Consider the following 14,595-nt stretch of genomic DNA (forward strand, 5'->3'; position numbering starts at 1 on the left):
CGCGCGACATGTCCGGCATGCCATACATGCGATTGGACGCATAGTTCTCTTCACCTACATTTCGACTCAGAAAAGCATTACCCACACCAACAAATCCACGAGACGAACCTGACGACGGCCGCGCTGGCGGCCGTTTCAGCGCGCTGATAAAGGAGGCACTCATCATGATGGAACCCCAGGCCCTCGCGAATTCCGACGTCGCGAGCGAATCCTTCGACATCGAATCATTCCGCGGTAAGGGCTTTATCGACCGCTACTTCGACATTTCCACGCGCGGCAGCACGCAGCGCCAGGAGATCGTCGCGGGCATCACGACCTTCCTCGCGATGGTTTATTCGGTATTCGTCGTGCCGGGCATGTTCGGCAAGGCGGGCTTCGATACCAGCGCGGTGTTCGTCGCCGTGTGTCTGACCACGGCGTTCGGCTCGCTGCTGATGGGCGTGTGGGCGCGTCTGCCGATCGCGATCGGCTGCGCGATCTCGCTGACCGCGTTCACCGCGTTCGGCCTCGTGCTCGGCAAGGGCCTGCATCCGAACGTCGCGCTCGGCGCGGTGTTCCTGATGGGCGTCGTGTTCACGACGATTTCGGTGACCGGCGTACGCTCGTGGATCCTGCGCAATCTGCCGACCGGCATCGCGCACGGCACCGGCATCGGCATCGGCCTGTTCCTGCTGCTGATCGCCGCGAACGACGTCGGCCTCGTCGTCAAGAATCCGGGCGCGGGGCTGCCGGTGTCGCTCGGCAATATCACGGCGTTGCCGGCGCTGATGTCGGTGGCCGGACTCGCCGCGATCTTCGGGCTGGTGCGGCGGCGCGTGCCGGGCTCGATCCTGATCGTGATCGTCGCGATCTCGGCGATCGGGCTCGCGATCGATCCGGCCGTGGCGTTTCACGGCGTGTTCGCGGTGCCGTCGTTGAGCGCGCCGGGGCATGCGTCGCTGATCGGCGCGATGGACGTGAAGGGCGCGCTGTCGATGGCGGTGCTGCCGAGCGTGCTCGCGCTCGTGATGACCGCGGTGTTCGACGCGACCGGCACGATCCGCGCGGTCGCCGGCCAGGCGGGGCAACTCGACGAGAACGGCCGCATCATCAACGGCGGCCGCGCGCTGACCGCCGATTCGCTGAGTTCGATCTTCTCGGGCCTGCTCGGCGGCGCGCCGGCGGCCGCGTATATCGAATCGACGGTCGGGGTCGCGGCGGGCGCGAAGACCGGGATGGCGGCGGCGGTCGTCGGTCTGCTGTTTCTGGTCGTGATGTTCTTCTCGCCGCTCGCCGCGCTGGTGCCTTCGTACGCGACCGCGCCCGCGCTGATGTACGTGGGGCTGCTGATGCTGTCGAACGTCGGCAAGCTGCATATGGACGACATGGTCGACGCGATGGCGGGGCTCGTGTGCGCGGTGTTCATCGTGCTGACCGCGAACATCGTGACCGGCATCATGCTCGGCTTCGCGACGCTCGTGATCGGACGCGTGGTCAGTGGCGAGTATCGCAAGCTCAACGTCGGCACCGTGGCGATCGCGGTGGTGCTGGTCGGGTTTTATCTCGGCGGCTGGGCGATCTGAGTGTTTGTCCTTGACTTTCCCCACCGCGTTTCTAAACCGTAGCTGTATGGTCAAGCCCTGCATCCGCAGGAAAGGAGACGCAGATGGAACCGCAACATCGTATCGCCAGCGAGCAGGAGTGGCTCGCCGCGAGCCGCGCGCTGCTCGCCGACGAAAAAGCGCATATGCGCGCTGGCGACGAACTCGCGCGCAGGCGTCGCGAATTGCCGTGGGTCAAGGTCGAGAAGCTTTATACGTTCGACACGCCGGACGGCCGCAAAACGCTCGCGGAGCTGTTCGACGGCCGCAGCCAGCTGATCGTTTATCACTTCATGCTGGGGCCGGACTGGCAGGAGGGCTGCGTCGGCTGCTCGTTCCTGTCGGACCATATGAGCGGGATTCTCACGCATCTCGTCCATCACGACGTCAGCTATGTGACCGTATCGCACGCGCCGCTCGAGAAAATCGACGCGTTCAAGCGGCGCATGGGATGGACCTTTCCGTGGGTGTCGTCGAGCGGCAGCGATTTCAATTTCGACTACCACGTGTCGTTCACGCCCGAGCAGCTGGCGAGCAAAAAGGCGTTCTACAACTTCACCGAACAGGACGTCGGCATCGACGAACAGCATGGTCACAGCGTGTTCTACAAGGACGAAAACGGCGACGTGTACCACACGTACTCATGCTACGCGCGCGGCGACGAGCGCTTCGTGAACACCTACGCGCTCTTGGACATCACGCCGAAAGGCCGCAACGAGAAGAGCAATCTGACCGACTGGGTCAGGCTTCACGACCGCTATGGCGACGAGGCGCACGGCGGCTGCGCGGAGTCCGGCTCGTTTACGGTGTGAAGTGGCGAAGGTGACGCAGAGAGAACGGCGGGGGCGCGCTACAGCGCCATCTCGAAGGCGGGTTTGAGAAACACCTCGATCGCCATCACGATGAGACTCATCGCCGCGGCGGAGAGCGTCAATACGCCGTATTCGTCGTAGCGCGTGTCGTACAGGCACGCGACGACGAACAGAATCGCCAGGAAATTCGTCAGCCAGTAGAAGTTCAGCGCGAGCGTCATCGGTCGAATCCAGGCTCATGGGCGACGGTACGAATCGCGCCGTCGGGTCGACGCGATTCTATCGAAACGAGCTTACGGATTCGCAACGGCCGCGCTTACACAGCTTGCGGCACCATCATGTCGCGTTCGATCCATTCGATCACCGACGTGCGCCGCGGCTGCCAGCCAAGCAGCCTGCGCGCGCGCTCGCCGCGCACGCGGCTATTCGAGCCGAGACCGTACGAGGCCATTTCGTAGCCCCATTCCTGTTTCGCGTCTTCGAGCGGCCAGTTTTGCGGCGCGCCGAGCTTCATCGCGCGCGCGATCGCGGTGCTCATGTCGCTAAACGACGCTTCGCCGCTTTCGACGAAATAGAACGTGCCGGCAGGGGTTTTATCGAGCGCGAGACGATACAGCTCGGCGACGTCGTCGATATGCACGTTCGACCAGATGTTGCCGCCGCTGCCCACATGACGCACGACGCCGCTCTTTTGCGCCTGGCGCACGAGCCGCGGCAACTGCACGCTCGCGCTGCCGGCCACCGCGCCGTGACCGTAGATCAGCGTGTTGCACAGCACGGCCGAGCGCACGTTGCGTTGCGCGGCGTCGAGTACCAGCTGATCGATCGCGACGCGCGCGGCCTTGTCGGCGCTCGGGGTGGGCAGCGCGTCTTCGTGATAGATGCGTGCTTCACCGGCTTCGCCGCCCGACGCATCGCCGACGATGCTCGACCCGCTCGTGTGCAGGAACACCTTGCCCGAACCCGCGAGTCCGTCGATCAGCGCGCGCACCGCGCCTTCGTGATCGCTGCTCGCGGCGTTGATTACCGCGTCGGCCGCTTGCGCTTCGGCGATCAGCAACGCGCGGTCGTCGAGCGTGCCGATGACCGGCTCGACACCGAGCCGTTGCAGCTCGGCGCTGTGTTCGGGCTTGCGGATCAGCCCGCGCACCTGATGGCCGACGCGCGCCAGATGCGCCGCGATCGAGCCGCCGATAAAACCGCTTGCGCCAGTAACGAAAATCTTCAAGACGTTCTCCTGAGGGAAATGCTGGGACAGGTGCGCAGTATCGCTCGCGCGGATTCTCGCAAAAAGCGTGTTAGTCTCAAATCAATCTTGATTTGAAATCAACAATGAAAACCTCCACCGACGAATTGCTGGTGTTCGTCACCGTGATCGACAGCGGTTCGATCACGGCGGCGGCCGAGAAGCTGGGGCAGACCGTCTCCGGCGTGAGCCGCGCGCTCACGCGCCTCGAACAGAAGCTCGACACCGCGCTGGTGCGGCGTACGACGCGGCGTCTGCATCTGACCGAAGAGGGCGACGCGTTCCTGCGGCGCGCCCGCGCGATTCTCGACGCGCTCGAAGAGGCCGAGGAGTCGGTCGCGCGCGGCCGCCAACGGCCGTCGGGGCGCTTGCGCGTCGATGCGGCGTCGCCGTTCATGCTGCATTGCGTGGCGCCGCATATGACCGCGTTTTCGGCGCTGTATCCGGAGATCCGGCTCGAACTGACCAGCAACGAGCGGATCGTCGATCTGCTCGAACAGAAGGTCGACATCGCGATTCGGATCGGCGCGCTGCAGGATTCGACGCTGCATGCGCGCGCGCTCGGCGAGAGCAGGCTGCGCGTGCTTGCGAGCCCCGCGTATCTGGCCGAGCACGGCGAGCCGGCCACGCTCGATGCGTTGCGCACGCATCGGCTGATCGGCTTTACGGCGCCTGAGCATCTGAATCGCTGGCCGTTGAGGGAAAGGGGCCGGGGAACGAAGCGCGTCAAGGGGCAACGGAACGAAGCCGCGCTGCTGAAGATCGAACCGTCGCTCACCGCATCGAGCGGCGAAACCTTGCGGCAACTGGCGCTGTCCGGCTGGGGCATCGCCTGTCTGGCCGACTTCATGACCGCCTCCGACGTGCGTGACAACCGCCTCGTGCCGATTCTCGGCAACCTGCTCGTCGACGAACGGCAACCCGTGCATGCGGTGTACTACCAGAGCGCATCGCTCGCGGGGCGCGTGCAGTGCTTCCTCGATTTCATCGCGGCGCGGGTCAAGCTCTGATCCGCGTCGCGGCGCCTTCTCTCCTATAACTCAGATATCGGCTGAGCCGCGCCGCAAAGGTGTATATACAACTGTAGGTTAAGCCACAGGGCCCACGCCGGCCCACGCGTCCTGCATCCGCCGCATGCCGACGCGCGGCCAAACCTGCTGACCTTACGCGGAATCCTGCGGCAAATAATGGAAATCCCCAGGCACGGAATCTCGAAAAATAAGTTGTATATACAAGACCCGCCGGCTAGACTTATTTGAACTTGTATAGACAGGACGACAACCATGATTCTGAAGCCCGGCCACCTGACCCTCCCGCAACTGCGCCAGATCGCACGCGAGCAGGTCACCCTGCAACTCGATCCCGCGAGCCACGCCGCCATCGACGCGTGTGCGCAGGCCGTCGCCGACATCACCGCCAAGGGCGAGCCGGCTTATGGCATCAACACGGGCTTTGGCCGCCTGGCCAGCACCCACATCCCGCGCGATCAGCTCGAATTGCTGCAACGCAATCTGGTGCTGTCGCACGCCGTCGGCGTCGGCGAGCCGATGTCGCGCCCGGTCGTGCGTCTGCTGATGGCGCTTAAGCTCTCGAGCCTCGGCCGCGGCCACTCGGGCATCCGCCGTGAAGTGATGGAAGCGCTGATCGCGCTGTTCAACGCCGACGTGCTGCCGGTGATCCCGGTCAAGGGTTCGGTCGGCGCATCGGGCGACCTCGCGCCGCTCGCGCATATGTCGGCGATCCTGCTCGGCGTCGGCGAAGTGTTCGCGAAGGGCGAGCGCATGCCGGCCACCGAAGGCCTCGCGCTCGTCGGCCTGAAGCCGCTCACGCTGCAGGCGAAGGAAGGTCTCGCGCTGCTGAACGGCACCCAGGCGTCGGCCGCGCTCGCGCTCTACAACATGTTCGCGATCGAAGACCTGTTCCGCACGGCGCTCGTCGCCGGCGCGCTGTCGGTCGATGCCGCGATGGGCTCGGTCAAGCCGTTCGATGCGCGCATCCACGAACTGCGCGGCCATCAAGGCCAGATCGACGCGGCGGCCGCATATCGCTCGCTGCTGCAAGGCTCGGCGATCAACGTGTCGCACGCCGATTGCGACAAGGTGCAGGACCCGTACAGCCTGCGCTGCCAGCCGCAGGTGATGGGCGCGTGTCTCGACCAGATGCGTCAGGCCGCCGAAACGCTGCTGAGGGAAGCGAACGCGGTTTCCGACAATCCGCTGATTTTCCCGGACACCGGCGAAGTGCTGTCGGGCGGCAACTTCCACGCCGAGCCGGTCGCGTTCGCGGCGGACAACCTCGCGCTCGCCGCGGCGGAAATCGGCGCGCTCGCCGAGCGCCGCATCGCGCTCCTCATCGACGCGACGCTGTCGGGCCTGCCGCCGTTCCTCGTCAAGGATGGCGGCGTGAACTCCGGCTTCATGATCGCGCACGTGACGGCTGCCGCGCTCGCGTCGGAGAACAAGACGCTCGCGCATCCGGCCTCCGTCGATTCGCTGCCGACATCGGCGAACCAGGAAGACCATGTGTCGATGGCGACGTTCGCCGCACGCAAGCTCGGCGATATCGCCGAGAACACCGCGAACATCCTGTCGATCGAATTGCTCGCCGCCGCCCAGGGCGTCGATCTGCGCGCGCCGCACAAGACCAGCCCGAGCTTGCAGAAGGTGATGGACCTCGTGCGCAAGGACGTCGCGCACTACGAGCTCGATCACTACTTCGCACCGGATATCGCGGCGGTCACGAAGCTCGTGCAGGCCGGCGCGGTCGCGAAGCTGAGCCCGTTCTCGTTCGTGTCGGAACAATGAGTCGTCGAGAGCGCGGATCACGACAATGAACGCACCCGCTTATCAGGGCATCAAGGACTTCATCCTCGCGCGCATTCATGCGGGCGAGTGGGCCGAAGGCGACCAGGTGCCCTCCGAAAACGAGCTTGCGCGCGAGTTCAGCGTCGCGCGCATGACGGTCAACCGCGCGTTGCGCGAGCTGACCTCGGAGCAGGTGCTCACACGCGTACAAGGCTCGGGCACGTTCGTCGCCCGGCCCAAGTACGAGTCGACCCTGGTGGCGATCCGCAGCATCTCCGATGAAATCGTCGCGCGCGGTCACCGCTATCAGGCGAAGGTGCTGAACATCGGCGCCAGCATCGCCGATGCGGCGCTCGCCGAAGAGATGCAGGTGAGCGCGGGTAGCCCCGTGTTTCATTCGCGTCTGCTGCATTTCGAAAACGACGAGCCAGTGCAGTTGGAGCAACGCTGGGTCAATCCGGCCGTCGCGCCCGAATACGGGCTGCAGGACTTCACGAACACCACGCCGAACCAGTACCTCGTGCGCGTCGCGCCGCTGCAGCGCGTCGAGTACCGCATCGAGGCGCTCGCCGCCGACGACATCACGCGCGAGCTGTTGAACATGAGTGAACGCGAGCCGTGTCTGGTGCTGCACCGGCGTACGTGGTCGCAAGGCGAGGTCGCCTCGATCGCGAATCTGTGGCATCCGGGCACCCGTTACCGCTTCACTGGGCATTTCTGAATTCGCTTTTTCGCGCCTTTCTCGCGCCTTTTCGTTTCCGCCGAATCTTTATCGAACATCGTCACGCATTCCGAGGCACACCATGAACAATCCGAAACACATCGATCCGCGTCTTGATCCGACTCGCACGATCCGCGCACCGCGCGGCGCGGAAAAGACCTGCAAGACCTGGATCGCGGAAGCCGCGTACCGGATGATCCAGAACAATCTGGACCCCGAGGTCGCCGAGCACCCGCACGCGCTCGTCGTGTACGGCGGCATCGGCCGCGCCGCGCGCAACTGGGATTGCTTCGACCAGATCCTCGCGTCGCTGAAGGACCTGAACGAAGACGAAACGCTGCTGATTCAATCGGGCAAGCCGGTCGGCGTGTTTCGCACGCATGCGGACGCGCCGCGCGTGCTGCTCGCGAATTCGAATCTGGTGCCGCATTGGGCGACCTGGGAACACTTCCACGAACTCGACCGCAAGGGCCTGATGATGTACGGCCAGATGACGGCGGGCAGCTGGATCTATATCGGCAGCCAGGGCATCGTGCAGGGCACCTACGAGACCTTCTTCGCGGTCGCGAACCAGCACTTCGACGGGGAGCCTGCGGGCCGCTGGATTCTGACCGGCGGTCTCGGCGGCATGGGCGGCGCGCAGCCGCTCGCGGCGACGATGGCGGGCTTCTCGATGATCGCGGTCGAATGCGACGAGACGCGCATCGACTTCCGTCTGAAGACGCGCTACGTCGACAGGAAAGCGAAGACGCTCGATGAAGCGCTCGCGATGCTCGACGAAGCGAAAAAGGCCGGCAAGCCGATCTCGGTCGGCCTGCTCGGCAACGCGGCCGACGTGTTCGCCGAGTGCGTCGCGCGCGGCATCACGCCGGATTGCGTGACCGACCAGACCAGCGCGCACGATCCGATCCACGGCTACCTGCCGCAGGGCTGGACGGTGGAAGACTGGCGCGAGCGTCAGAAGACCGCGCCGGACAGCATCGTCACGCCGGCCAAGCAGTCGATGGCGAGGCAGGTGCAGGCGATGCTGACGCTGCAGGAACGCGGCGCGGCCACGCTCGACTACGGCAACAACATCCGTCAGATGGCGCTCGAAATGGGCGTGGAAAACGCGTTCGATTTCCCCGGTTTCGTGCCGGCGTATATCCGCCCGCTGTTCTGCGAAGGCAAGGGCCCGTTCCGCTGGGTCGCGCTGTCGGGAGACCCCGAGGACATCTACAAGACCGATGCGAAGGTCAAGGAGCTGATCTCCGACGATCCGCATCTGCACAACTGGCTCGACATGGCGCGCGAACGCATCGCGTTCCAGGGCCTGCCGGCGCGCATCTGCTGGGTCGGCGTGAAGGATCGTTATCGTCTCGGCCAGGCGTTCAACGAAATGGTCAAGAACGGCGAGCTGAAGGCGCCGATCGTGATCGGCCGCGATCATCTCGACACGGGCTCGGTCGCGAGCCCGAACCGCGAAACCGAATCGATGAAGGACGGCTCGGATGCGGTCAGCGACTGGCCGTTGCTGAACGCGCTGCTCAATACCGCGGGCGGTGCGTCGTGGGTGTCGCTGCATCACGGCGGCGGCGTCGGCATGGGCTTCTCGCAGCACTCGGGCGTCGTGATCGTCGCGGACGGCACCGAAGCCGCGCACCAGCGCCTCGGCCGTGTGCTGCTGAACGATCCGGCCACCGGCGTGATGCGTCACGCGGATGCCGGCTATGAACTCGCGCAGCAGACCGCACGCGAGGCGGGTCTCAATCTGCCGATGCTGGGACGCTGATCGTGACCCAGGCCCACCACGCGGGCGATATGGCAAGCGTCACGCTGATTCGCGGCGCCGAGCTCGTGGCGGCGCCGTGGAAAAACGGCGGCGGCGTTACGCGCGAAGTCGCGGCGTTTCCGTCGCCGGTCGGCGGGCAGGGTGCGGGCGCCGACTTCGTGTGGCGTGTGAGCGTCGCCGATGTCGCGCAGGCCGGGCCGTTCTCGCGCTTCGACGGCGTCGACCGGACGCTCGTGCTGCTGTCTGGCGCGGGCATGCTGCTCGATGAGCTGGGCGACGCGGGCGTCATGTCGACGCATGTGCTGCGGCAGCCGCTCGACGTCGCGCGCTTTAACGGCGAGACGCGCATCGACGCGCGTCTCGTCGCTGGCGCGACGCGCGACTTCAACCTGATGGTGCGGCGCGACGTGGCGCAGGGCGAGCTGGACGTGTGGCGTGTCGGCGCGAAGCAGGACGCGCCGCGCGTGCTCGACGGCGACGCGGCGCTGCTGTTTTGCGCGGGCGGCGCGGTCACGGTCGCGCTGGCGGCGGACCACGCGCAAGCCGTGCGTCTCGACACCGGCGACACGCTGCGCGTCGACGGGCCGAACGCGCTCGCATGCACGCTAACGGGCGACGGCGCGGTGCTCGCCATTACGATCCGCTATACGCGATGACGATTCATGCGTGATGAGGCATTGCATGCGCTCCATCACGGCCAACCCATCCACAGACACGCAACGAGCGGCAAAGAGCACGCGATGAAGCAAACCGTCTGGCATCACCTTAATTTGTGCCCGCAGGGCGATCCTCGCCACACGCTCGCCGATGCCGCGATCGCCGTAGAAGACGGCCGCATCGCGTGGCTCGGCGGGTTCGCAGAGTTACCCGCGCAATATGCCGGATGGCCGCGCGAAGACCTGCGCGGCGCGTGGGTGACGCCGGGCCTGATCGATTGTCATACGCACCTCGTGTATGGCGGCCAGCGTGCCGACGAATTCGCGCAACGGCTCGCGGGCGTCAGCTACGAAGAAATCGCGCGACAGGGCGGCGGCATCGTATCGACGGTGCGGGCCACGCGCGCGGCGGACGAAGCGTCGCTGTTCACGCAGGCGGCGGCGCGGCTCGAACCGCTGCTCGCCGAAGGCGTGACGGCGATCGAAATCAAATCGGGCTACGGTCTCGATCTCGCGAGCGAGCGCAAGATGCTGCGCGTCGCGCGACAACTCGGCGAGCGCTATCCGGTCACGGTCTATACGACGTTTCTCGGCGCGCACGCGCTGCCGCCCGAATTCGCGGGCCGCGCCGACGCGTATATCGACGAAGTCTGCAACACGATGCTGCCCGCGCTAGCGGACGAAGGCCTCGTCGATGCGGTCGACGTGTTCTGCGAGCGCATCGGTTTTTCGCTGGAGCAAAGCGAGCGAGTGTTCAACGCGGCCGCGCACTACGCGCTGCCGGTCAAGATGCACGCCGAGCAGTTGTCGAACGGCGGCGGCACCGCGCTCGCGGCGCGGCATCGCGCGCTGTCGGCGGATCACCTGGAGTTTCTCGACGAAGCCGGCGTCGCCGCGATGAAGGAAGCGGGCACCGTCGCGGTGCTGCTGCCGGGCGCGTACTACTTCATCCGCGAGACGCAGTTGCCGCCGCTCGAACTGCTGCGGCGCTACGAGGTGCCGATTGCGATTTCGACCGACAGCAACCCGGGCACGTCGCCGGCAACTTCGTTGCTGCTGATGATGAACATGGCGAGCACGCTGTTTCGCATGACCGTGCCCGAGGTGCTGCAGGGCGTCACCACGCATGCGGCGCGCGCGCTCGGCAGCAGCGATCGGCACGGCGCGCTGAAGGTGGGTCGCGCGGCCGACTTCGCGGTGTGGTCGGTCGATTCGCTGGCCGAGCTCGCTTACTGGATTGGCCGGCCGTTGTGCGCGCGCGTCGTGCGCGCGGGTGAAACCGTTTATACGCGGCGCGGGTCGAGTGTGACCTGAACCGAACCGGAACCTGACAGATGACGCAATCCAATCAATCGCTGTTCGCCGCCGACGCGTATCTGCCCGAGGGCTGGCGCCGCAACGTGCTGCTCGAATGGGACGCGCGCGGCACGCTGAGCGCCGTCACGCCGGATCGACCCGAAGGGCCGGCCGGTGTGCCGAAAGCGGCTGGCCCGCTGATGCCTGGCATGCCCAACCTTCACTCGCACGCGTTTCAGCGCGCGATGGCGGGGCTCACCGAATATCGCGCCAACGCGACCGATAACTTCTGGTCGTGGCGCGACCTGATGTATCGCTTCGCCGCGCGCATCACGCCGGAGGGCCTCGCGAGCGTCGCGCAGTGGCTCTACATCGAAATGCTGAAGGCGGGCTACACGTCGGTGTGCGAGTTCCACTACGTGCATCACGCGCAGGACGGCCAGCGCTACGCGAATCGGGCCGAGCTTGCTCAGTGCGTGGTCGATGCGGCGGCGGCGAGCGGCATCGGCATCACGATGCTGCCGGTGCTGTATCAGTACAGCGGCTTCGGCGCGCGCGCGCCGCGCGAGGATCAACGGCGCTTCATCAATACGCCGGAGAGCCTGCTCGATCTGCTCGGCACGCTGCGCGCCGCGCGCCCCGAACATGCGGCACTGCGTTACGGTGTGGCGCCGCATTCGCTGCGCGCGGTATCGGAAGCATCGTTGCGCGCGCTGCTTGGCGGCATCGATGCGAGCGCGCCCGTGCATATCCATATCGCCGAGCAAACCGCCGAGGTGGACGCGTGCATCGAAACCGAAGGCGCGCGGCCGGTGCAATGGCTGCTCGATCGTTTCGAGGTGGATAGCCGCTGGTGTCTCGTGCACGCGACCCATGTCGATCCGCATGAAACGCTAGCGCTCGCGAAAAGCGGCGCGGTCGCGGGCTTGTGTCTGACCACCGAGGCCAATCTCGGCGACGGCATTTTCCCCGCGCACGACTATCTGGACGCGCACGGCCGCATCGGCGTCGGCTCGGATAGCCATATCGGCGTCGACTGGCGCGCCGAATTGCGTCTGCTCGAATACGGCCAGCGTCTGACGCGCCGGCAGCGCAACGTGCTGGCGTCGGCGCAGGCTCCGCATGTCGCGGACCGCCTGTATGCGGCCGCGCTCGACGGCGGCGCGCGCGCGACCGGCCGCGCGGTCGGCGCGTTGCAGCCCGGCCATCGCGCGGACTGGCTCGTGCTCGACGCCGCTCATTCGAGCATCGCCGAGCACGAGCGAGAAGCGTGGCTGTCGGGCGTCGTATTCTGCGAGCACGGCGATACGCCGATCCGCGACGTCTATGCGGGCGGCATCAAGGTCGTCGACGATCGCCGGCATCGCGACGAAGAGCGCGCATATGCGCGCTATCGCGCGGCGCTCGCGGAACTGCTCAAATAACGGCGATGAGCGCCGAACCGATTCTCCGATCCCACTGATTCCGGACTGACATGACTGCTTCGAACCTCACGCCGGTTTTCTCGCTGCATCAGGGAAGCCTGCCGCTGCTGATCTCGATCCCGCATCTGGGCACGCAAATCCCCGGGGACATCGCCGCGACGATGACGCCGGTCGCGCAACGCACCGACGATTGCGACTGGCATCTCGATCGCCTGTACGCATTCGCGAAGGTTCTCGGCGCGTCGTTCCTGACGCCGACCTACGCGCGCTACGTGATCGACCTGAACCGTCCGCCCGACGGCGCGAACCTGTACCCGGGGCAGGACACCACGGGTCTCTTGCCGGTCGATACGTTCGACAAGGAGCCGCTCTATCGCGACGGCCATCTGCCCGACGACGCCGAAGTCGCGCGCCGGCGCGATGCGTACTGGAAGCCGTATCACGGCGCGCTCACCGGCGAGATCGCGGCGCTGAAGGCGAAGCACGGCAAGGTGCTGCTGTGGGAAGCGCATTCGATCCGCTCGCGCGTGCCGCGATTTTTCGACGGACGTCTGCCGGACTTCAACTTCGGCACGTCGAACGGTGCGAGCGCGGCGCCGGGACTAGGCGACGAACTGGCCGCGCTGGTCGAGCGCCACGGTGGCTATACGGCGGTCGCGAATGGCCGCTTCAAGGGCGGCTATATCACGCGCCAATATGGTCAGCCCGAGCAGGGCGTGCATGCGGTGCAACTCGAACTGTCGCAAATCACGTACATGGAAGAGCGCTTGCCTTATGCATACGATGAAGACCTCGCCACGAAGGTCGCGCCGTTGCTCGAAGCGCTGCTGACGACGGCTCTCGCTCGCGTGAAAGCAGCCTGACGCCGAGGTGACCTGACGGGTGCCGTGAGGACGGCGTCGGCGTGCATCGCGAAGGTGTAACAGCATGTGTCCGTGATTGCATATCGGCGCGATCATATGGAATGGTTTGGGCGTCGAGCGCGCACAGCGTATCGTGCGCCGGCTGTTTCACGACGCGGCGCGCCATGAAAAAAAGCCCCGCGAAAGCGGGGCTTTTTATGTGCACCGCGTCCGTTGGACACGGTCTCACCGCCATTAGTGGCAGCGCTTTTCCCAATGATGATGAACCTTCACCTTATGGCACTCGTGGTGATGTTCATAAGCTTGAGCGGGAGCGATCGCGCTCAGGGTGGCGACGGCTGCGGCGATGGCGAGAATGATTTTCTTCATTACAAAACCCTTAAGTCAATGTTGTGGAGCGACCCATGCAGCACGACCCGTGCCGCATCGGCGTGTAAGCATGCCACATCGAGCGCCCGCGAATAGGAACGGTGCGCAAATACGTGTGTCAATGCACATGCGATGTGTTGTAAGCCCTGTTTTAGCGCGCTTTGCGCTGAATTGGCCGGTGCGTACCATGTCGTGCGTGTACCTTCGGCATATGGGCCCCACCGCACGCAGTGCGGCATAGCTGCATTGCACGCGACACCGCGAGACGACTACCCTTTCAAAACGATGACATGCGCGACGCGGTCATCGACTCATCAGGCAAAAAGATGGAAGACCCAGCGATGGAAGATTCCGACGAATTGCTGCTGCCAGTCTGGCGCGCGAACCTGGTGTTGCTGACCAGCGAGGTTGGCGCCGCGACCCGGCTCGCGCGCATGATGACGTTTTCCGCGAGCTATCTGAAGCTGATGCTGTCCGGCCAACGCGAATTCAGCGAGGAATTCGTGCGCGGCGTCGAGGCGGTCACTGGTTTGCCGGGCGGCTGGATGAACGTGCCGCACAGCGGTCACGAGATTCCGCCGAATGCGCGCGAGGCGATCGACAACGAGCAGCCGCTCGCGCGCTTTCGCGGCACCGCGCATCCGGTGCGCAAGAAGACGGTGCTGCGGCCCGAGCCGATTTTTGGGCAACCGGGGCCCGCGCGTCGCGTCGAGGAAGAAACGCTCGATGTCGAAGCGCACCGCCGGCATGTGCATTTTCGCAAGGTACGCGATGTCGCGACGCAGGAAGTGCGGCGCTTCGAGCGGCATCTGTTGCATGCGCCGGTCGAACTCGCGTCGATGCGTGCGAAGGTCGAGGACGTGATGGCCGCGGCCGAGCTCGATGACCGCATTCAGGCCGATCTCGAGGGGCGGCTCGAACAGATCGACAAGCACCGGCACATGCTGCTGCGGCACGTGGAAAAACTGCAGGCGCTGCTGAGCCAGCTCGACGACGGCGAGTGATCGGGACTGACGGCGGCCCCGGTCGGAAACGCGCGGGCCGGCGATGTGC

General features: G+C 65.5%; 14 protein-coding genes. 11 read left to right on the top strand and 3 right to left on the bottom strand.

Going from position 1 to position 14,595, the window contains the following annotated elements:
• Nucleotides 1-164: 164 nt before the first annotated feature.
• Together AB4Y34_RS16750 and AB4Y34_RS16755 are read left to right on the top strand one after the other, a co-directional pair.
• Nucleotides 165-1,562, top strand: coding sequence for an NCS2 family permease (locus AB4Y34_RS16750; RefSeq protein ID WP_176378059.1), 1,398 nt, complete (start codon nt 165-167; stop codon nt 1,560-1,562).
• 83 nt (nt 1,563-1,645) lie between these two features.
• Nucleotides 1,646-2,392: a DUF899 domain-containing protein gene (locus AB4Y34_RS16755; RefSeq protein ID WP_368716661.1), complete on the top strand. Its 747-nt coding sequence runs from the start codon at nt 1,646-1,648 to the stop codon at nt 2,390-2,392.
• 38 nt (nt 2,393-2,430) lie between these two features.
• Here the strand turns inward: AB4Y34_RS16755 and AB4Y34_RS16760 are convergent, their stop codons facing one another.
• Entirely contained in the window at nt 2,431-2,613 is a 183-nt protein-coding gene (locus AB4Y34_RS16760; protein ID WP_129956541.1) for a hypothetical protein, read from the bottom strand.
• A 95-nt stretch (nt 2,614-2,708) separates the two neighbouring features.
• Nucleotides 2,709-3,620 carry an NAD-dependent epimerase/dehydratase family protein gene (locus AB4Y34_RS16765; RefSeq protein WP_368716662.1) on the bottom strand — a complete coding sequence of 304 codons (912 nt, stop codon included), beginning with the start codon at nt 3,618-3,620 and terminating at the stop codon, nt 2,709-2,711.
• 104 nt (nt 3,621-3,724) lie between these two features.
• Here AB4Y34_RS16765 and AB4Y34_RS16770 point away from each other — a divergent pair, with 104 nt between their 5' ends.
• From AB4Y34_RS16770 to hutG, 8 genes are all read left to right on the top strand, one after another.
• The gene (locus tag AB4Y34_RS16770; protein WP_368716663.1) at nt 3,725-4,648 is read left to right on the top strand and encodes a LysR substrate-binding domain-containing protein; all 924 of its coding nucleotides are present in this window, start codon (nt 3,725-3,727) and stop codon (nt 4,646-4,648) included.
• 273 nt (nt 4,649-4,921) lie between these two features.
• Nucleotides 4,922-6,442: a histidine ammonia-lyase gene (hutH, locus tag AB4Y34_RS16775; RefSeq protein ID WP_368716664.1), complete on the top strand. Its 1,521-nt coding sequence runs from the start codon at nt 4,922-4,924 to the stop codon at nt 6,440-6,442.
• A 25-nt stretch (nt 6,443-6,467) separates the two neighbouring features.
• The gene (gene hutC, locus AB4Y34_RS16780; RefSeq protein ID WP_176378054.1) at nt 6,468-7,163 is read left to right on the top strand and encodes a histidine utilization repressor; all 696 of its coding nucleotides are present in this window, start codon (nt 6,468-6,470) and stop codon (nt 7,161-7,163) included.
• Between the two features lie 82 nt (nt 7,164-7,245).
• Nucleotides 7,246-8,934 carry a urocanate hydratase gene (gene hutU / locus AB4Y34_RS16785; protein WP_368716665.1) on the top strand — a complete coding sequence of 563 codons (1,689 nt, stop codon included), beginning with the start codon at nt 7,246-7,248 and terminating at the stop codon, nt 8,932-8,934.
• Between the two features lie 29 nt (nt 8,935-8,963).
• A complete protein-coding gene (locus AB4Y34_RS16790; protein WP_368716696.1) occupies nt 8,964-9,590 on the top strand; it encodes a HutD family protein in 627 nt (208 codons plus the stop codon).
• 84 nt (nt 9,591-9,674) lie between these two features.
• Entirely contained in the window at nt 9,675-10,904 is a 1,230-nt protein-coding gene (gene hutI / locus AB4Y34_RS16795; protein WP_176378052.1) for an imidazolonepropionase, read from the top strand.
• Nucleotides 10,905-10,924: 20 nt separating this feature from the next.
• Nucleotides 10,925-12,310, top strand: a complete 1,386-nt coding sequence (locus AB4Y34_RS16800) for a formimidoylglutamate deiminase (protein WP_368716666.1) — start codon at nt 10,925-10,927, stop codon at nt 12,308-12,310.
• Between the two features lie 50 nt (nt 12,311-12,360).
• Nucleotides 12,361-13,173 carry an N-formylglutamate deformylase gene (hutG, locus tag AB4Y34_RS16805; protein ID WP_368716667.1) on the top strand — a complete coding sequence of 271 codons (813 nt, stop codon included), beginning with the start codon at nt 12,361-12,363 and terminating at the stop codon, nt 13,171-13,173.
• A 234-nt stretch (nt 13,174-13,407) separates the two neighbouring features.
• Here the strand turns inward: hutG and AB4Y34_RS16810 are convergent, their stop codons facing one another.
• A complete protein-coding gene (locus AB4Y34_RS16810) occupies nt 13,408-13,542 on the bottom strand; it encodes a hypothetical protein (RefSeq protein ID WP_255208659.1) in 135 nt (44 codons plus the stop codon).
• Nucleotides 13,543-13,883: 341 nt separating this feature from the next.
• Here AB4Y34_RS16810 and AB4Y34_RS16815 point away from each other — a divergent pair, with 341 nt between their 5' ends.
• Nucleotides 13,884-14,546, top strand: coding sequence for a hypothetical protein (locus tag AB4Y34_RS16815; protein WP_176108979.1), 663 nt, complete (start codon nt 13,884-13,886; stop codon nt 14,544-14,546).
• The last annotated feature ends 49 nt before the right edge of the window (nt 14,547-14,595 follow it).

The organism is Paraburkholderia sp. BR10954, assembly GCF_040965775.1.
Classification (GTDB): Bacteria; Pseudomonadota; Gammaproteobacteria; order Burkholderiales; family Burkholderiaceae; genus Paraburkholderia; species Paraburkholderia youngii.